The sequence below is a fragment of the Streptomyces sp. AM25 genome, assembly GCF_058146165.1.
The window spans coordinates 108,472-129,805 of record NZ_JBKIWN010000003.1 but is presented as its reverse complement, the minus strand read 5'-3'; the positions used below and the strand labels follow the sequence as shown (position 1 = coordinate 129,805).

Here is a 21,334-nt window from a genome sequence, read left to right as displayed (position 1 = left end):
CACGTGGACAGAACAGAGAAGATCCGGCAGTTCGTCGAGGACCGTTTCCTGGTCGAGTTCGGCGGCGACATCACGTCCGGCAGCGACCTCTTCAAGGCCGGGGTCATGGACTCCTTCGGCTACATCCAGCTCATGAGCTTCCTGGAGGACGAGTTCGGCATCGGCATATCCGACGAGGACATGCTCACGAGCGTCTTCGTCTCGCTCGACGCGATCGACGGCTTCGTGGCCGCAAAGCTCTCCGAACGCCAAGGGGACACTGCATGTGCGGGATAGCCGGATTCCTCGCGCCGTCGCTCCAGGGCGGCGCCGCGGCACCCGAGACCGTCACCGCGATGCTGTCGCAGATCCGGCACCGCGGGCCTGACGAGGCGGGCTACTACCTCGACGACGGCATCGCGATGGGCATGGTCCGGCTGGCGATCGTCGACCTCGCCTCGGGGCAGCAGCCGATGCCGGACGCCTCGGAGCGCCACTGGATCTGCTTCAACGGTGAGCTGTACAACCACCTGGAACTCCGTGCCGAACTGGAACGGCTCGGCCGGGTGTTCCGCACCCACTCGGACACCGAAGTGGTCCTGCAGTCCTGGATCCAGTGGGGACCCGCGTGCCTGCCGCGTTTCAACGGCGCTTTCGCGTTGGCGATTAGGGACGCGGAGTCGGGCGAGCTCTTCCTGGCCCGTGACCGCTACGGCAAGCGCCCGCTCTTCTACGCCGACCGCCCCGGCGCCTTCCTGTTCGCCTCGGAGATGAAGGCCTTCCGCGCCTTTCCCGGATTCCGTTTCGAGCTCGACCCCCGTGAGCTCGAAACGATCTACTCCGTGTGGACGCCGCTGCCCGACCGCACCCCTTTCCGGGGCATCCGCCAGCTCCCGATGGGCAGCGTCCTCACCGTGCGCGGGGAGCACCGCGCACTGCACACCTACGAGGAACTCGGCCTCGTCGCGGACCCGTTCACGGGCACCGAGGACGAGGCGGCGGAGTACGTCCGCGAGACGCTCCGCACGAGCGTCGAGCTGCGGCTGCGCAGCGATGTCGAGGTCGGCGTCTATCTGAGCGGCGGCCTCGACTCGTCCATCGTGACCCGGCTCGCGACGGACCTCTCCCCGTACGAGGTGCGCACGTTCTCGGTGGAGTTCGAGGACCGCACCTTCGACGAGTCGAGCAGCCAGCAGACCGTGGCCTCCCACCTGGGGACCCGCCACTCGTCCATCGCCGTGACGGGCGCCGACATCGCCGAGGCCTTCCCGTCCGCCGTCCACCACGCCGAAGTCCCCTCGTTCCGCACCGCATTCGTCCCCATGTACCTGCTGTCGCGCCACGTGCGCACGGCCGGCATCAAGACGATCCTCAGCGGCGAGGGCGCCGACGAGGCGTTCCTCGGCTATTCGCTCTTCCGCGAGACGCTGCTGCGCGCTTCCTGGAACGAGCTGCCGGACGAGGAGCGGAAGGCGAAACTCGCCGCGCTCCACCCCGAGCTGGCCCATTTCGGCCCGGCCCACCAGAAGCACATGGCCGGGCTCTTCCGGCAGTTCTCCGTGGAGCAGCTGCCCGGCCTCTTCTCGCACGAGCTGCGCTACCAGAACGGCCGGTTCGCCGCCCGCCTGGTGAAGGACCGCACCGAGCCCTTCGCGGACCTGCTCGAACTCGTCCGCACCACACCGGGCTACGCCGCGCTCTCCGCCGTCGAGAAGGCGCAGTGGCTGGAGTACAAGACGCTGCTCCCCGGCTATCTCCTCTCGACGCAGGGCGAGCGCATGGGCCTCGCGCACGGTGTCGAGAACCGGTGCCCGTTCCTCGACCCGGCGGTGGTGCGGGCGGCCGCATCGGTGAATCTGCGGTTCGACGACGGATTCACCGAGAAGGAGATCCTCAAGAAGGCGTTCCGCGGCGAGCTGCCCGAGGTGAGCATCACCCGGCGCAAACAGCCGTACAAGGCACCGGGCAGCGCCGTGTTCAAGGCGCAGCGGCCCGACTACCTGGAACTGCTGCTCTCCGACGCCGAGCTCGGGAAGCTCGACTGCGTCGACCCGGTCTTCGCCCGCAAGCTCGTGGACAAGGTCATGTCCACCCCCGACGCGGAGATCAGCACCAAGGAGGACCAGGCGTTCGTCTATCTGCTGTCGACGGCCCTTCTCCACCGGCAATTCGTGATGAACAGGGAAGACGTGATGGGCACCCCGTCGGATGCCGAGCTGAAACTGCACACCATCGTGGACAGGCGGGGCGCATGAGCACGAACGACATCGCCGTCATCGGCCTGGCCCTGAGATTCCCCGGCTCGGACACCCTCGAGGAGCTCCTGCAGCATCTCGTCGCCGGGCGGTCGCTGATTTCCGAGGTGCCGGCCGAACGCTGGCCGAAGGAACGCTGGTTCGGCGATCCGAAGGGCGGTGCCGAGAAGACCAGCAGTATCTGGGGCGGGTTCGTCGAAGACGCCGACTGCTTCGACGCCTCGTTCTTCAGCATCTCCCCGCGCGAGGCGGAGAGCATGGACCCGCAGCAGCGGTTCGCCCTCGAACTCGCCTGGAAGGCCATCGAGGACGCCGGATACCGCGCGAGCGAGTTCGCGGGCACGAAGACCGGCGTCTTCATGGGCGTGTGCCACGCGGACTACGCGGAGCTCATGGAGCGCGAGGGCGTCAAGACGGACGTCTACTTCCCCACCGGCACCGCGTACTCCATCATCGCCAACCGCATTTCCTACGTCCTCGACCTCCAGGGTCCGAGCATCACCAACGACACGGCGTGCTCGTCCTCGCTCGTGTCGGTCTACGAGGCCGTCTCCGCGCTGCAGAACGGCGAATGCGGCCTCGCGCTCGCCGGCGGCGTCAACCTGGCCTGGTCGCCGAAGCACTTCGTCGCCTTCAGCCAGGCGAGCATGCTCTCGCGCACCGGCCGCAGCCGCGCCTTCGACCAGAACGCCGACGGCTACGTGCGCGGCGAGGGCGGCGCCGTCCTGCTGCTGAAGCCGCTCGCGCAGGCGGTCGAGGACGGCGACCCGGTCCACGCCGTCATCAAGGGCATCGCCACCAACCACGGCGGCAGGACCAGTTCGCTCACGGTCACCAACCCGGCGGCACAGGCCGACCTGATCCAGGGCCTCTACGACCGCGCCGGCATCCGCCCGGAGACGGTCTCGTACATCGAGGCGCACGGGCCGGGGACGCCCGTCGGCGACCCGATCGAGATCATCGCCCTCAAGCGGGCGTTCGCGAACCTCCACGCGGCGCAGGGCACCGAGGCCGAGGCCGGCACCTGTGGCATCGGCTCGGTCAAGACCAACATCGGGCACCTCGAAGGCGCCGCGGGCGTCGCGGGGATGGCCAAGGTGATCGGCGCCCTGGCGGCCGGGACGCTGCCCGCGACCGCGGGCTTCGAGGTGCAGAACAAGCTCATCAAGCTCGACGGCAGCCCGTTCGGCATCGTCGGCGACACCCGGCCGTGGCCCGCCCCGGCCGGCGGCGCCCCGCGCCGCGCGGGCGTGAGCTCGTTCGGCTTCGGCGGGACGAACGCCCACGTCGTGCTGGAGGAGCACCGCACCGAGGAGCACCACGAGGCGCAGGAGGGGCCGCACATCGTCCCCCTCTCCGCCAAGACCCCCGAGCGGCTGCGCGCCGTCGCCCGCGCCCTCCTCGACCACCTCCGCGCGCCCGAGCCCGGCGACGAGGTGGCCGCCGCGCTGCGCCCGCCGCAGGCCCTCGCCGACATCGCGTACACCCTGCAGTCCGGCCGCGAACCGATGCCCGCCCGCGTGGCGTTCGTCGTCACGGACACGGCCGAACTGCGCACGGCGCTCGCGGAGTTCGTGGACGGCACGCTGGACGACGGCACGGCCCACGGCACCGCCGACGACACGGCGGCCCGCTGGGCCGGGGGCGGCACCGTCGACTGGGCCGGACTCGGCAGCCCCGGGCGCCGGCTGCGGCTCCCCACGTACCCGTTCGCCCGGGAACGCCACTGGTTCCGGGTACCGGAGACGCAGCCCGGCCGGCAGGCCGTGCTCCACCCGCTCGTGCACCGCAACACCTCCGACCTCTCCGAGCAGCGCTACAGCTCGGCCTTCACCGGGGACGAGCCGTTCCTGGCCGCGCACCAGGTGCGCGGGGCCCGCGTGCTGCCCGCAGTGGCCTACCTGGAGATGGCCCGCGCGGCGGTGGAGTACGCCACCGGGGACGGGGCGCTGCTGCGGCTCCGGGACGTCGCGTGGCTGCGGCCGCTCGTCGCGGACGCGGCATCGGTGGACGTCCACGTGGGGCTCGTCCCCGGCGACGACGGCCGGATCGCGTTCGAGGTGTACTCCGGCCCGTCGGCCGTGGTGCACAGTCAGGGCACCGCCGAGCCATGCGCGCCCGGCGAGCCGGTGACGCTCGACCTCGACGCCGTGCGCGCCGCGTGCCCCACGCCGCGCGATGCCTCGGACGTCTACGCGGCGTTCGACGGGCAGGGCCTCCAGTACGGGCCCGCCATGCGCGGGTTGAGCGACATCCGGCTGGGCTCCGGGGAACTCCTCGCGCGCATCGAGCAGCCCGCGGCGGCCGGTGCGGACGAGGGCGCCAACACGGACGAGGACTTCGTCCTGCCGCCGAGCGTGCTCGACGCGGCCTTCCAGGCATCCCTGGTCCTGATGGCCGAGACGGCGGACGCTCCCGCCCGCGGCCCCGTCCTGCCGTTCGCGCTGGAGCAGATCGACGTCCACGGCCCGTGCCCGGCCGAGACGTGGGCCTGGGTGCGGCGGCGCGAAGGCGACGGCGTGCTCGACACGTTCGACATCGACCTGTGCGACGCCGACGGCGTCGTCGCCGTCCGGCTGCGCGGCCTGGTGCAGCGGACGGTCGCCGAGAAGACCGGCCGCGTCGTCACGGCGACGTGCGAGTGGACCGACGCGCCCGCGCCCGCCGGGCAGGGCGCCGCCGCGCTGCACGGCTTCGTCGCCGGCAAGACCGCGGCGCCCGCAGGGGACTTCACGCTCACGCGCCTCCCCGACGTCACCCCCGACCGCGTCGCCGACGGTGTGGACGCCGTGCTGGGCACGGTCTTCGCACGGGTGAAGGAACTGGTGGCGTCCCGGCCGGGCACCGCGCAGCGCTGCGTCGTCCTCGTCGACGACCGGGTGCCGCGGCACTTCCACGCCCCGCTCACCGGCCTGTTCCGCACCGTCGCCCTGGAGAACCCGCTCGTCTCCGGCCGCGTGGTGCGCATCGCGGGGCTCGGCTCCGCAACCCCCGCACGGCTCGCGGAGGTTCTGCGCACCGAGGCCTCGGACACCGGTGCCGACGCCGAGATCCGCTACGCGGCGGACGGAACCCGCCAGGCGTGGCGCCCCGCCGACGTCGCGCTCGGCGACGGCCCGGAGGTCCCGCCGCTGAAGGAGGGCGGCGTCTACTGGCTGACCGGCGGACTCGGCGGCCTGGGCCGGCACTTCGCCCGCTACCTCGCACGCCATGCGGGCACCACGGTCGTCCTGAGCGGCAGGACCGCCGACGAGGCGGCCCTGGCCGTACTGCGCGAGGCGGGAGTCGACGCCCACTTCGTCCCCGCCGACGTCGGCAGCAAGGACGACGTGGAACGCGCCGTCCGCACGATCCTGCGCGAGCACGGCTCGCTCGACGGCATCGTCCACGCGGCAGGCGTGCTGCGCGACGCGTACGTCCTGCACAAGGACGCGGACGACCTCCCGGCCGTCATGGCGCCGAAGGTGCGCGGCGCGCTCAACCTCGACGCGGCGACGCGCGATCTGCCGCTCGACTTCTTCGCCGTCTTCTCGTCCGTCGCGGGCGTCTACGGCAACTCCGGCCAGTCCGACTACGCAGCCGCCAACACCTTCCTCGACGCCTTCGCCGGGCACCGGCGGACGCTCGCCGACGTCGGCGAGCGGTCGGGCCGCACCGTCGCCCTCAGCTGGCCGCTGTGGGCGGACGGCGGGATGACGGTGGACGCCGTGACGCAGGAGGCGATGCGCCGGCAGCGCGGCTGGGAGCCCCTGCCGACGGAGCCCGGCCTGCGCGTGTTCGGCAGCGCCCTGGGCGACGGGCCCGGGCACGTCGTCGTGGCGTACGGAACGGACGCGACCATGGCCCCCGAGGGCCGCGCCGTCGCCGCACCGGTGCCGGCAGCCGTCGCGGAACCCATCGCCGAGGGCGATCTGACCGAGCGGACGGCCGTCTTCCTCAAGCGGCTTCTGGGCGAGGTGCTGCACCGCGACCCCGGGACGATCGACCCGGAGGTCAACCTCGTCGAGTACGGGATCGACTCGCTCAGCATCCTGGAGACCACCGGACGCCTGGAGGACGTCTTCGGCCCACTCTCGAAGACGATCTTCTTCGAGTACGTGAACGTCGAGGGCGTGGCGGGGTACTTCGCGGAGGCGCACCGCGAGAGGCTCGAAGCCGTCCTCGGCGGCGGGCAGGCCGTGGCGGCCCCGGCGGCCCCTGTGGAACAGCGCGCGCCGCGCGCCCGCTTCGCCACCGCACCCGTCCCTCAGGCCGAACCGGCCGCCACGCGCGACGACTACCACGACATCGCCGTCATCGGCATCTCCGGCCGCTACCCGGGCGCCGAGACGCTCGACGAGCTGTGGTCCGTCCTCGAAGAGGGCCGCCACAGCTTCGAGGAGGTCCCCCGCGACCGCTGGGACCACGACGCCCTGTACAGCCGCGACCGCGACGTTCTCGGCAAGAGCGTCATCCGCACGGGCACCTTCCTGCGCGGCATCGACGAGTTCGACCCCCGCTACTTCCGCATCTCGAAGCGCGAGGCCGAGCGGATGTCACCGGAGGTGCGGCTCTTCCTGCAGGCCGGCGTCGAGGCGCTGGAGGACGCGGGGTACTCGCGGGAGACGATCCAGCGGCGGTACCAGGGCGACGTGGGCGTGCTCGTCGGCACGATGAGCAACCACTACAACCTGTACGGCTTCCAGAACAACCTCACGCGCGGGGCCCCGGCGAGCGGCAGCTACACGGGGACGCTCCCCAACATGCTGTCGTACTTCTACGGGCTCACCGGTCCGTCGGTCTTCCTCGACACCATGTGCTCGGGTTCGTCGACGTGCGTGCACCAGGCCGTTCAGATGCTGCGCAACCGCGAGTGCCGGATGGCGGTCGCGGGCGGCGCGAACCTCCTGCTGCACCCGTACAACCTCGTCTCGTCGTCGCAGGAGCACTTCACGACCGCGACCTCGGACGTGATCCGCAGCTTCGGCCTCGGCGCGGACGGCACCATCCTCGGCGAGGGCGTCGGCGCCGTCGTCCTCAAGCCGCTCGTCGAGGCCGAGCGCGACGGCGACCACGTGTACGCCGTCATCAAGGGCACCGCCCTGTCCAACGCCGGTGTGCGCAACGGGTTCACCGTCCCGAACCCGCACATGCAGGCGCGCGCGGTCGAGAAGGCCATCGAGGACGCGGGCGTCGACCCGCGGACCATCGGCTACGTGGAGGGCCACGGATCGGGCACCTCGCTCGGCGACCCGATCGAGGTCAAGGCGCTCACCACCGCCTTCCGGAAGCACACGGACGCCACGCAGTTCTGCGCCCTCGGCTCGGTGAAGTCCAACATGGGCCACCTGCTGCACGCCGCCGGCATGGTCGGCCTCGCGAAGGTGCTCCTGCAGCTCCGCGAGGGCACGCTCGTGCCGTCACTGCACAGCTCCGAGCTCAACCCGGACATCGACTTCGCCGCCACGCCCTTCCGGGTGCAGCGCGAACTCGCCCCGTGGGAGCCGGTGACCACGACCGAGGGCGGACGCACGGTCGTCCACCCACGGCGCGCCGGCCTCACCTCGATCGGTGCGGGCGGGATGAACTCGCACATCGTCCTGGAGGAGTACGTGCCCGCGGCCGGCGCCCCGCACCGCGAACACGACGGGCGCGCCGAGCTCTTCGTCTTCTCCGCGATGACCGACGAGGCGCTCGCCGCGTACCTCACCCGCTTCCGCGCGTACCTGGCCGGGGCCGACGAGTCCGACCTGCCAGCCATCGCCTTCACCCTGCGCGTGGGCAAGAACGAACTCCCGCGCCGCTGGGCCTTCTTGGCACGCGACGCGCACGCGGCCGCCGAGGCGGTCGACCGCTATCTTGCAGGCGACCACGACCTCACCGCCGCCCTCGCGGACGCCGACCCGCGGACGGCGAAGGCGCGCGAGCTCGCCACCGCGTGGGCGGGCGGCAAGCGGACCGACTGGGAGCTGCTGGACGACACCCGCCCGCAGCGGCGCGTGTCCCTCCCGGCCTACCCCTTCGAGCGGGTGCGCTGCTGGGTCGAGCAGGAGGACGGCGCGCCGTCCGTGCTCGCGCCGCTCGCCCTGCGCGACAAGGTCCACCCGCTGCTCGGCCGCAACGAGTCCGACGTCGACGGCCTGCGCTACGGCCTCGACGTCCACCTCGGCGACCTCGCGGACTACGGGCTGCAGCACGGCCGGAAGCCGGGCATCATCCCGACGTTCGCCGTCGAGTCGGCGTTCGCCGCGGCCCGGGTCTCGGGGTTCGCTGCGGATGCGGTGGTCAACGGCCTCCGGATGCCTGATCCGGCCGACTGGACGGCAACTGAGCGCCTGGTCACGGAGTTTGCCGTCACGGGTAACGGCACGGCCTCCGGTGTCGTGTCGGCGGAGAGCACGTCGGGCGCACGCGTGCCGGTCGCGCAGTTCACCGTGCGACCGGGGGACGGCCGGGTCGCGCCGGCTCACGAGCCGCTCTCGCTGGACACCGCGCTGCGTACCCTCGGCAAGGCGGAGGCCCTGGCGGAACTGGCCGCGGACGGAGTGGAGTACGAGCCGCTGTTCTCCGGGCTGACGGAGGCGTACTGGCTGCGCGACGGCCGGATCGTCCTCGGCGTCGCCACGCCGGAGCTCCAGCGGGACCACGCGCGGCGCAACGTCACCGTCCCGCCGTTCGTCCTCGCGGCCGTCGCGCAGGCGGTGCACCTCGCGGCGAAGGCCTCGCCGCGTGGGGTCGACGAGGTACGGCTGTACGGCGATACCGCCGAAACCGCGTACGTCGTCTGCGACTTGGCAGCCGGACGCGTCCGGCTGCTGAGCCGGGGCGGCGCGGTGCTGGGCGAGCTCACCGGGGTGCACTGCGACGAGGAGGCTGAGGAGGCTGCTGCGTCTGTTGCGGTGCAGGCCGCCCCTGCCGACAGCGTGCTCGCCTCCGTGATCGGCGAGCTGCGCGACATCGCGGCGGGCATCCTCAAGTTCGAGGCGGACGAGCTGGACGTCCACACGACGTTCGACGCCTTCGGCTTCGACTCGATCTCGCTCGTGTCGTTCGCCAAGCAGGTGCAGGAGCGACTCGGCGCCGACCTGAGCCCCGCGGCGTTCTTCGACGTGAACACGTTCGACGCGCTGGGGAGGCACCTGGTCGCGGAGCTGGGTGCGCAGGTGCCGGCCGTCGAAACCTTCGAAGTCGAGGAAGCCGTCGCCCCGGTGGCCCCCGCCCCCGACGGCTCGCCCCTGCGGATCGCCGTCATCGGTGCCGCGGGCCGCTTCCCCGGCGCGCCCGACCTGGCCGCGTACTGGGCGAACCTCGTCAACGGCAGGGACTCCGTCTCGGAGTTCCCCCTGCACCGCTACGACGCCGCCTACCGCGCCACCGCCGAGGCGTCCGACTTCCCGCGGCACGCGGGTGTCCTGGACGACGTCGACGCCTTCGACGCGGGCTTCTTCCAGATCTTCCCGCGCGAGGCGGAGCTGATGGACCCGCAGCACCGCCTCGCCCTCGAAACGGTCTGGAACGCGCTGGAGGACAGCGCGTACACACCCGCGGACCTCCCGAAGAACACGGGCCTGTTCCTGGGCGTCTCGGGCACCGACTACGCCACCCTCCTCACGGCGTACGGCACGCCGCCGGACGCGTTCACCTCGACGGGCAACGCGCACTCGATGCTCGTCAACCGCATCTCGTACGTGCTCGACGTGCGCGGCCCCAGCGAGCCGGTGGACACGGCCTGTTCGAGCTCGCTCGTCGCCGTGCACCGGGCCGTCGAGGCCATCCGCTCGGGGGCGTGCGACGTGACGGTGGCGGGCGGGGTGAACCTGCTGCTGAGCGTCGACACGTTCGTCAGCGCCCACCGCGCCGGGATGCTCAGCCCGGACGGCCGCTGCAAGACCTTCTCCGCCGACGCGAACGGCTATGTGCGCGGCGAGGGCGTCGGCGCCGTCGTCCTCAAGCCGCTGGACGCGGCCGAGCGGGACGGCGACGCGATCCTGGGCGTCATCGTCGGCAGCGCCGAGAACCACGGCGGCCGGGCCAACTCCCTGACGGCGCCGAACGCGGACGCCCAGGCCGAGCTCGTCACCGCGGCCATGAGCGGCACGGACCCCGACACCGTCGGCTACATCGAGGCCCACGGCACCGGGACCGCGCTCGGCGACCCGGTCGAGGTGCGCGCGCTGCAGACCGCGTTCCGGCGGCTGGGGAGCAGCAACCGCGGCACCTGCGGGCTGGGTTCCGTGAAGACGAACATCGGCCACCTGGAGGCCGCGGCGGGCATCGCCGGCTTCCTCAAGGTGCTCCTCGCGATGCAGCACGGCGTCCTCCCCGCGACGCAGCACTGCCGCGAGGTCAACCCCTACATCCAGCTCGACGGAGGACCTTTCCACATCGTGCGCGAGAACGAACCCTGGCAGCGCCTCCGCGACCGCGACGGCGCCCTCGCACCGCGGCGTGCGGGCGTGAGCAGCTTCGGCTTCGGCGGTGCGAACTGCCACGTCGTCGTGGAGGAGTACGCGCCCGACGGCGACGTCCGTGCCGACGCCGCCGCGCAGACCGCCGTCGTCGTCCCGCTCTCGGCCCGCACGGGCGAGCAGCTGCGCGACCGCGCGGCGGGCCTGCTGCAGTACCTGGAGACGGCAGAGCGCCCGGCGACGCTCGCCTCGATCGCCTGGACCCTGCAGGCGGGGCGCGCCCCCATGGCCGAGCGGGCCGGCTGGACCGTGGCCTCGCACGGCGAACTCGCCGACCGGCTCCGCGCGTTCCTCGCGGGCGACGGCGGCCGGACCGCGGAGCCGGGGACGGTGCTCGCCCGCTGGCTCGCGGGGGACGTGCCCGACTGGCGTGCGCAGTACGGTGCGCGGACGCCGCGGCGTGCGCATCTGCCGGCGTACCCGTTCGCACGGGAGCGGTACTGGATTCCCGGGCGGGAGACCGGGACCGGTGTCGGTACGACGCTCCTGACGCCGCGCTGGACCGAGCAACCTGCAATGTCCGGTGGCGCCCGCCACGACCGCCGCGTGGTGGTCCTGTGCGGGACGCTCACGTCGGCGCAGAGCACGCTGGGTGGCGTTCGCTGTCTGACGGCCGAGTCGCCGCGGCAGCGGACCGACAGCCGCTTCGCGGACGTCTCGCGCCAGGTCTTCGAGATCGTCCGGGAGCTGGCGTCCGAGGCGTACGAGGGCAGGACGCTGGTGCAGGTGCTGACGGACGAACCGACGGACCTCGCACTGGAGGGCCTGCTGCGGACGGCGGCACTGGAGCACCCGCGGCTGGCGGGCCAGGTCATCTGCCGTGAGGGCAGGGCCGGTTCGGTCGCGGTGACGGCCGAGGAGAACGCGGCGGACGACCACGTCGTCATCCGCTACCGGGACGGCGTGCGCACCGTGTGCACCTGGGATCCGGCGGCGCCGCAGCCGGGCGGTGCGGGTGTGCCGTGGCGGGACGGCGGCGTCTACCTGATCACGGGCGGTGCGGGCGGCATCGGTGCCGTCGTCGCGCGCCGGATCGCGCAGGACGTGGCGCGGCCGGTGCTCGTCCTCGCCGGCCGGTCCGCACGGGACGCGCGCACCGACGCGCTCCTCGGCGAGCTCCGGGCCGCGGGGGCGGACGCCCGCTACGAGCAGGCGGACGTCTCGCGCTGGGAGGAGGTGCGCCACCTGGTGACGCACGTCCGGGAGAGCGCGGGGGAGATCCACGGCGTCATCCACTCCGCCGGGGTGATCCGCGATGCGGTCCTGACGCGGAAGACGGCCGGGGAGTGGGACGAGGTGCTGGCACCGAAGGCCGCCGGCCTGGTCAACCTGGACCGCGCGATCGGCGGCGCGCCGCTCGGCTTCCTGATCGCCTTCTCCTCCGGCGCCGCCGTCACCGGCAACCCCGGGCAGGCGGACTACGCCACGGCCAACGCGTTCGTCGACGCCTTCGCCGCGGAGCGCGCTGCGCGCGTGGCGGCCGGGGAGTGCTCGGGCCGCACGCTGTCGGTCGCGTGGCCGCTGTGGAAGGACGGCGGGATGACGGTCGACGAGGCCGGCCTGGCCTACCTGTGGCAGAGCCGGGGCCTGTCCCCCATGGCCTCCGCCGACGGCCTCGCGGCCCTGACGGACGCATGGGCACTGGGCACCGACCGGGTGTGGGTCCACCACGGCGACCCGGCACGGGTGTTGGAGCCCGCCGCACCGAAGCCGGAGCCCGCCGCACCGTCCGGGCGGCTGGCCCGGGAGACCCTCCGCCTCCTCACGGCGCTGTACGCACGGGTCACCAAGCTCGCACCGGGCGCAGTCGACCCGGACGAGCAACTCGGCTCGGCCGGCCTCGACTCGATCACGGTGCTGCAGCTGAACAGGGAACTGTCGGCCGTGTTCGGGGAGGTCTCGAAGACGCTGTTCTACGAGTTCCCGACGCTGCGCGCGGTCGCGGTTCACTTGGCGGACCGGTACGCGCCGGAAGCGCGGGCGTGGACGGGGGTGCCGACACTCGGCGGGCGCGCAGGCGCCGAGGGTACGGCCCCGCGTGGCGGCACGAACTCCGAGGCCGCAGCAGTCGACTGCGGGCACGTCGCGGCTGGTCGCGCAGTTCCCCGCGCCCCTTACGGGGCGCCCCTCCCGCCGAAGCCGTACGACGACGTGCCCCCCGCAGAGCGTCCGGCCCCCGGTGAGCGCGAGCCCATCGCCATCATCGGCATGAGCGGCCGCTACCCCGGCGCCCCGGACCTCGCCGCGTTCTGGGAGAACCTCAAGGCCGGCCGCGATGGCATCGGCGAAGTGCCGACGGACCGCTGGCCGCTCGACGGGTTCTTCGAGCCCGACCGGTCGACCGCCGTCGCCACCGGCCGCAGTTACAGCAAGTGGGGCGGGTTCCTCGACGGGTTCGCCGACTTCGATCCGCTGTTCTTCCGGATCTCGCCGCGCGAGGCCTACGCCATGGACCCGCAGGAGCGGCTCTTCCTGCAGGCCTCGTGGGAGGTGCTGGAGGACGCGGGGTACGCCCGCGCGGAGCTCGCGCGCCGTCACGGCCGGCGCGTCGGCGTGTTCGCCGGGGTCACCAAGTCCGGCCACGCGCGGCACGGCGCGGCACGGCTGCCCTCCGGGGAGACGGTGGTGCCGGCGCTGTCCTTCGCCTCGCTCAGCGCCCGTACCTCGTACGTGCTGGACCTGCGCGGCCCGAGCCTGACGCTCGACACCATGTGCTCGGCGTCGCTCACCGCGATCCACGAGGCGTGCGAGCACCTGTACCAGGGCGCGTGCGAGCTCGCCATCGCCGGTGGCGTCAACCTCTACCTGCACCCGGTGGACTACATCGAGCTGTGCAGCTCGAACATGCTGGCGGCCGGCCCCGAGTGCCGCAGCTTCGGCGACGGCGGCGACGGGTTCGTCCCCGGCGAGGGCGTCGGCGCCGTCCTCCTCAAGCCGCTGTCGCGCGCCCTCGCCGACGGTGACCGCGTGCTGGCGGTGATCCGCGGGACGAGCATCAACCACGGCGGCCGGTCGCACGGTTACACGGTGCCCAGCCCGGGCGCCCAGGCGGAGCTGATCCGCGACGCGCTGACGCGCGCAGGCGTCTCGGCGCGCGAGGTCGGCTACGTCGAGGCGCACGGCACCGGCACCGAGCTCGGCGACCCGATCGAGGTGACGGGCCTGACCCAGGCCTTCGAACAGGACACGGCCGACCGGCAGTTCTGCGCGCTCGGGTCCGTGAAGTCGGCCATCGGGCACCTGGAGGCCGCCGCGGGCATCGCGGGCCTCACCAAGGCCGTCCTGCAGATGCAGCACCGGCAGCTCGCGCCGAGCCTGCACGCCGACACCCTCAACCCGAACATCGCCTTCGAGCGGACGCCGTTCTTCGTGCAGCGCGAGCTCGCTCCGTGGCAGCCCGGGCACGGGACGCGCATCGCGTCGGTCTCGTCGTTCGGCGCGGGCGGCTCCAACGCCCACGTGATCCTGGAGGAGTACGAGGAGTACGCGGCCCCCGCCGCACCGGCGGCCGGTGACGGCGAGCACCTCGTCGTCCTGTCGGCACGGACGCCGGAGCAGCTCCGCGACGCGGCCGCCCGGCTGGCCGGCTTCCTGGAGCGGCACGACGTCGCCGTGGCGGACGTGGCCTTCACGCTCCAGACCGGGCGCGAGGCGATGAAGGAGCGCCTGGCCACCGTCGCCTCGTCCACCGCCGAACTGCGGCGCGCGCTCGGCGCGTTCCTCGCCGAGGGCGACACGGCGGCGGGCGTCCACCGCGGGACCGCCGGGCACACCCGGGGGATCCTCGCGGAGATCGCCGGTGACGAGGACCTCCAGGAGTTCCTCGTGGCGCGCTGGGGCCGGGCGGGCAAGCTCGGCCGGCTCGCCGCCCTCTGGGCCGACGGCGCGGACCTCGACTGGCGTGCCCTGGACGCCGGGGCGCCGCGCCGCCGGATCGCCCTGCCCACGTACCCGTTCGCGCGCGACCGCTACTGGATCGGCGACCTCGCCCCGGTCACGACCGGCACCATCACGTCCGCTCCGCCCACCGCGGAGCCGGAGGAGACCATGAACGTCACGCTGGACGAGCAACTCCCGCGCATGGTGCGGGAGACGCTCGCGAAGGCGCTCGCGATGCAGGAGCACGAGATCGACGGCGCGCTCGCCTTCGCGGACTACGGCCTGGACTCCATCCTCGCCGTCCGCGTCGTGCACGAGCTCAACGAGGCGCTGTCGCTCGACCTTTCGACGAGCGTCATCTACGACCACAGCACGGCCGACCGCCTCACCGCGCACATCCGCGAGGAGTACCGCAACGCCGCACCCGTGCCCGCACCCGCACCCGCACCCGCACCCGTAAACGTCCCTGCCGCCCCCGTCCCCGTCCCCGCTCCGCGGAGCACCGGGCGTACGCCCATCGCCGTCGTCGGGATGAGCGGCCGGTTCGCCGGTTCGGACTCGACCGACGAGCTGTGGGACCGTCTGGCGGCCGGTGACGACCTCGTCACCGAGGCCACCCGCTGGGACCTGCAGGGCGCGCGCTGCACCCGCGGTGGGTTCCTCGACGGGATCGACGAGTTCGACCCGCTGTTCTTCAACATCTCCGGCGTCGAGGCCGCGGTGATGGACCCGCAGCAGCGGCTGCTGCTGGAGGAGTCCTGGAAGGCGCTGGAGGACGCCGGTTACGCGGGCCGGCAGATGAACGAGCGCCGCTGCGGCGTCTACGTCGGCTGCTGGGACGGCGACTACCAGAACGTCGTCGGCGAGAACGCGCCCGCCCAGGCCTTCTGGGGCAACACGGCCTCCTTCGTCCCCAGCCGCATCTCGTACTTCCTCAACCTCAAGGGCCCCGCCATCGCGGTCGACACCTCGTGTTCGAGCTCGCTCGTCGCGATCGACCTGGCGTGCAAGGACCTGTGGGCGGGCGAGACGAGCATGGCCCTGGCGGGCGGCGTCTACGTGCAGAGCACGCCACGGCTGTACGACCTGGCCGGGCGCGCCGGGATGCTCTCGCCGACCGGGCGCTGCCACGCCTTCGACCACCGCGCCGACGGGTTCGTCCCGGGCGAGGCCGTCGGCGTCCTCGTCCTCAAGCGGCTGGAGGACGCCCTCGCGGACGGGGACCACATCCACGGGGTGATCCACGGTTCCGGCGTCAACCACGACGGTGCGACGAACGGGATCACGGCGCCGAGTTCGGTGTCGCAGGAGAGCCTGCTGAGCGAGGTGTACGCGTCCTACGGCATCGACGTCGAGCAGATCCAGCTCGTCGAGGCGCACGGCACGGGCACGAAGCTCGGCGACCCGATCGAGTTCGAGGCGCTGACCCGCGCGTTCCGCAAGGGCACGGACCGGACCGGGTACTGCGCGCTGGGTTCGGTCAAGACGAACCTGGGCCACGCCCAGCACGCGGCGGGCGTCGTCGGTGTGATCAAGGTGCTGCTGGCGCTGAAGAACGAGCAGATACCGGCGTCCCTGCACTTCGAGACGGCCAACGAGGCGGTCGACCTGGCGGCCGGCCCGTTCTACCTGCCCACGCGCACCCACAAGTGGGAGGCGCCCGGCGCCGGTCCGCGCCGCGGCGTGGTGAGCTCCTTCGGCGCGAGCGGCACGAACGCGCACCTCGTCATCGAGGAGGCACCGGCCGCCCTGCACACCCGGACCCCGCGCACCGCACACCTGATCGTGCTGTCGGCGCACTCGCGCGAGCAGCTCGCGCAGCAGGTGACGCGCCTGGCGGCGCACTGCCGCCGCGAACCGGCCCTGGACTGCGGCGACATCGCCTACACGCTCCTGGCCGGGCGGGAGCACTTCGGCCACCGCTTCGCGTGCGTCGTCCGCGACCGCGACGAGCTCCTGACGGTCCTGGACGAAGGCCTGGGCGGGGCACGGGCGTTCACGGGCGAGGCGGCGCCCGCGGGCGGCGACCCCGTGCGCAGCGGCGACCTGGAGACGCTCGCGCGCCTCTACGTGCAGGGCGCCGCGCTCGACCACGCCGCGCTGTTCGCACCGGGCGACCGCAACCGCGTGTCGCTGCCGACGTACCCGTTCGCCCGCGAGAGCCACTGGGCGGCACCGGAGCCGCCGCGCCGGTCGGCACGCCCCGTGCCTGCTCCGGCAGTCGGAGCGGCACCGCCCGTTCCTGCCCCGGCCGTTCCCACGGCACCGCCCGCCGGCAGCGCCGCACTCCACACCCCCGTCACACTCACCGGTGACGAATCCGTCCTCCGCGACCACCTCGTGCACGGCCGCCGGGTCCTGCCCGGTGTCGCCCACCTGGAGATGGCCCGCGAGGCCGCGGCCCGTGCGCTCGGGGCCGGCGCCGCGGAACCCCTCACGATGCGCAACGTCACCTGGGTGCGGCCGCTCGTCTGCGACGGCACGCCCCTCGACGTGGACGTCCGGGTGAAGCCCGCGCACGACGGCGGGGTCTCCTTCGAAGTGACCGCGGACGCCACGGTGTTCAGCGAGGGACGCGTCGCCCGGAACACCGGTCCGCGCCCGGCGCGAGCCGACCTCGCGGCCCTGCGCACGGCGTGCCCGGACCCCGTGTCCGCGGCCCGCATCGGCGAGGCGCTCGTGTCGATGGGCATCGCGCACGGCCCGGCGCTCCGCGCGATCGGCGAGGCCCACGCCGGGCCCGGCACCGTCCTCGCCCGGCTCGACCTCCCGGCCACGGCCGACGGCGAGGCGGAGTACGTGCTGCACCCGGCGCTGATGGACTCGGCCATCCAGGCCTCCATGGCCCTGCACCTGACCGAGGACAGCGCGTCCGAGGACACGACCGTGCCCTTCGCCCTCGACCGGCTCGACCTCTTCGCCCCCTGCACGTCCTCGATGTGGGCCGTCGTCCGCACCGCGGACTCCGGGCGGACGAGCAGCACGGTCGAGCGGCTCGACATCGATCTCCTCGATGCGGACGGCACGGTGTGCGTCCGCATGACCGGCTACGCCTCGCGCCGCTCCCCCGCGCCGGTGCCCGCCTACTTCGCGCCCGTGTGGGACACGGTCCCGGCGGCCGGTGAGCGTGTCCCCGCCCCGCAGGACCGTGTCCTCGTCGTGGGCGGAACGGATGCGCAGCGAGCCGCGATAGCAGTCGATCACCCCGACTGCCGTACGTGGCGCCTCGCCCCGGACGCGCCGGTCGACGCGGTCGCCCGCGCCCTGCAGGCCGAGGGCCCGCTCGACCACCTCGTGTGGATCGCCCCCGGCACGGCGCCGGTACCGGGCGACGCGGCGGGGTTCGTCGCCGCGCAGGAGGAGGGCGTCATCGCCGCCTTCCGCATGATCAAGGCCCTGGTGCGGACGGGCCACGACGCCCGCCCGCTGGGCATCACGCTGGTCACGCGACGCGCCCTCGTCACGCACTCCGGCGAGGACGTCCTGCCCGCCCACGCCGGGCTGCACGGCCTGTTCGGCTCCCTGGGCCGGGAGTACACGCACTGGACCGTCCGCCGCACCGACCTCGACGACACCGTCTGGCCCGCCGGCCTCACGGCCCTGCCCGCGCACTCCCACGGCGACACCTGGGCGCTCCGCTCGGGCCAGTGGCTCGGCCGCCGGCTCGCCCCGTGCGCCACGGGCCCCGCGCCCGCGGCCCCGTACCGCGAGGGCGGCGTCTACGTGGTGATCGGCGGTGCGGGCGGCCTGGGCACGGCCTGGACACAGCACGTCGTGGAGCGTCACGGAGCGCGCGTGGTGTGGATCGGGCGCCGGGCGCACGACGCATCCGTCGAGGCACAGTTGCGCGCGATCCACGGCCGCGGCGAGGTCCACTACATCGCGGCCGACGCCACCGACCCGGCGGCGCTGCGCCGCGCCCACGCCGAGATCAAGAACCGGTACGGGCGGATCGACGGCGTGATCCAGGCCGCGCTCGTGCTGCGCGACCAGACCCTGGCCGCGATGGAGGAGTCCGACTTCCGCGCGGCCCTGGCCGCGAAGGTCGACGCAAGTGCCGCCATGGCCCAGGCGTTTGCGGGCGAGCCGCTCGACTTCGTCCTGTTCTTCTCCTCGCTCCAGTCGTTCAGCACGGCGGCCGGGCAGAGCAACTACGCGGCCGGGTGCACCTTCGCCGACTCCTACGCACACCTGCTGTCCCGGCACTGGACCTGCCCGGTGAAGGTGATGAACTGGGGCTGGTGGGGCAGCATCGGCAGCGCCGCCTCCGACTTCCACAAGCAGCACATGGCCCGGTGGGGGCTGCTGTCGATCGAGCCGCCGGAGGGCATGGAGGCCCTCGGCACGCTCCTCGGCGGTCCGCAGGCGCAGGCCGGCTTCGTCAAGGTGACCGGGCTCGACGCCCTCGAAGCGATCGATCCCGCGACGCGGACGACGGTGTACGGACGGGCTGCGGAGCGCATCCCGGCCCACGCGGTCACCGCACGGGCCGCGGCGCCGGACGCGCGCGAGACGCTGCGCACGATGGCCGAGTGGCGCTCGGCGGAACGCGACCCGATGCTCGCCCGGTTGACCCGCGCCCACCTGCAGGCGCTCGGCGCCGACAGCACGGCGTCGCGCGAACGGGCCGGGATCCTCGACCGGTACGCCACCTGGCTCGACCACGCGCTGCGCATGGCGCCCGGCTCCGTCCCGCCGCTCGACGTGCTCACCCGCGAGTGGGACGAGCGCCGCGCGGCCTGGTCCGCCGACCCGGACAAGAAGGCCGAACTCGCGCTCGTCGACGCCACCCTGCGGGCCCTGCCCGACATCCTGACCGGCCGCACGCGCCCGACGGACGTCATGTTCCCGCGCGGCTCCGTCGAGCTCGTCGAGGGCTGCTACCGCAACAACCGGGTGGCCGACACCTACAACCGGGCCATGGCCGACGCCGCGGTCTCCGTGGTGACGGAGCGGCTGCGCCGCGAGCCGGGTGCGCGGCTGCGCATCCTGGAGATCGGCGCGGGCACGGGCGGTACGAGCGTGGGAATGTTCGCCGCGCTGCGCCCGTTCCAGGAGCACATCGAGACCTACACGTACACGGACCTGTCCAAGGCGTTCCTCAACCGCGCGCGGACCGAGTACGGGCCCGACGTGCCGTACCTGACGTGCACGCGCTTCGACGCGGAGCAGCCGCTCACCGGCCAGGGCATCCCGGCGGGCAGCTTCGACCTGGTCATCGCCGCCAACGTCCTGCACGCCACCAGCGACACCCGCAACACGCTGCGCAACGCCAAGGCGGCGCTGCGCGACGGGGGTTGGCTGCTGCTGAACGAGCTCGCGCAGTTCGACGTCTTCAGCCACCTCACGTTCGGTCTGCTCGAAGGCTGGTGGCTGTTCGAGGACGCGCCCCTGCGCATCCCGGGCTCGCCCGCGCTGTCGCCGGAGAGCTGGCGGGAGGTGCTGCACGGCGAGGGCTTCCCGTCGGTGGTCTTCATGCTGCCGGAGGCGGATGCGCTGGGGCAGCGGATCATCGCGGCGGAGAGCGACGGGGTGACGCGCCAGCGGGTCGCCGTGCAGGCGGTCCGTAAGCAGGAGGCGGCGGCGCCGGCACCGGCCCCCGAGCCCGCGCCGCAACTGCCCGTCGCGGACCGCGGCGAGACACTGACCGCGTACCTGCGCGAGAAGGCCGCGGAGACCCTCCGGATCCCCGCGGAGAAGATCGACCCGACGGTGCCGCTGTCGCACTACGGCATGGACTCGATCCTCGTCCTGCAGCTCACCAACGCGCTCCGCGAGGACCTGGGCGAGGTGTCGTCCACGCTGCTCTTCGACGCGGAGTCGGTGGAGGCGCTCGCGAAGCACTTCCTCGCCGAGGGCGGTGAGCGTGTCGACGCGCTGACGGCCCGCCTGCAGCCCGCCGCGGCCCCGGTGCCGGTCCCCGAACCGGCGCCCGCGGCGCAGGGGCTCGGCACGCTGTTCCGCACGGCGGCCCGGACGGGCAAACTGGAGCGGATCAGCGCGCTGTTGACCGCGGCCGCGGAACTGCGGCCGACGTACGCGGCCGGCGGCCCCGAGCCGGAGACCATGCGGCTCGCGGACGGCGCCCGCGACCTCCCGCTGGTCTGCCTGCCCTCGCTGATCGCGCCCACCGGGGCGTACCAGTTCCTGAAGTTCGCCGCCGCACTGCGGGACCGGCGCGAGGTGTGGACGGCCGCCCTGCCCGGCTACGGCACCGGCGAGCCGCTTCCGGAGACCCTGGAGGCGGCGGCCGACCGGCTGGCCCGCACCCTGCAACAGCGGTTCGCCGGGCGGAGGTTCGCACTCGCGGCCTACTCGTCGGGCGGCTGGATGGCCCACGAGACCGTCCGGAGGCTGGAGGCCCTGGGCACCCCGCCGGCCGCACTCGTGCTGCTGGACTCCCCCGGGTCGACGGGCACGGCGATGTGCCGCGGCATGGCCACGATCACCCGCCGGCTGGTCGACCAGTTCCCGCAGCTGCCCGTCGAGGACGACCAGCTCACCGCCATGGCCTGGTACGCGGAGCTGTTCGACGGCTGGAAGCCCGGCCCGGTGGCCGTACCGACCCTGTTCGTCGGGGCGCAGCAGGAGTGCCTGCAGGAGGTGCTCGGCGACGGCCTGCCGGACTGGCGGCCCGACTGGCGCCTTCCGCACACCCGCCGGGAGGTGACGGGCAATCACTTCTCGATGCTCGAAGAGGACGCCGCCACCACCGCCGCAGCAGTCCACCAGTGGCTGACCGAGCACGTCGGTTGACCGGAACTCCGTCCCCAC

The 21,334-nt window shown here is 73.3% G+C and carries 3 protein-coding genes; all 3 read left to right on the top strand.

The annotated features are described in order from the left end of the window. Nucleotides 1-3 precede the first annotated feature (3 nt). From ACLHRZ_RS04615 to ACLHRZ_RS04605, 3 genes are read left to right on the top strand one after another with little or no spacing between them, the layout of a single operon-like run. Nucleotides 4-276: a phosphopantetheine-binding protein gene (locus ACLHRZ_RS04615; protein ID WP_490416938.1), complete on the top strand. Its 273-nt coding sequence runs from the start codon at nucleotides 4-6 to the stop codon at nucleotides 274-276. Then, complete coding sequence (asnB, locus tag ACLHRZ_RS04610; protein ID WP_490416937.1) at nucleotides 264-2,234, top strand: asparagine synthase (glutamine-hydrolyzing); 1,971 nt, start codon at nucleotides 264-266, stop codon at nucleotides 2,232-2,234. Before ACLHRZ_RS04615 ends, asnB begins: the two co-directional genes overlap by 13 nt. Next, nucleotides 2,231-21,316, top strand: coding sequence for an SDR family NAD(P)-dependent oxidoreductase (locus ACLHRZ_RS04605; RefSeq protein ID WP_490416936.1), 19,086 nt, complete (start codon nucleotides 2,231-2,233; stop codon nucleotides 21,314-21,316). The genes asnB and ACLHRZ_RS04605 overlap by 4 nt, the downstream gene beginning before the upstream one ends. Nucleotides 21,317-21,334: the final 18 nt, after the last annotated feature.

Coding starts and splice junctions, on each gene's coding strand:
- asnB (WP_490416937.1), top strand. CDS start 264: ATGTGCGGGATAGCCGGATTCCTCGCGCCGTCGCTCCAGGGCGGCGCC.
- ACLHRZ_RS04605 (WP_490416936.1), top strand. CDS start 2,231: ATGAGCACGAACGACATCGCCGTCATCGGCCTGGCCCTGAGATTCCCC.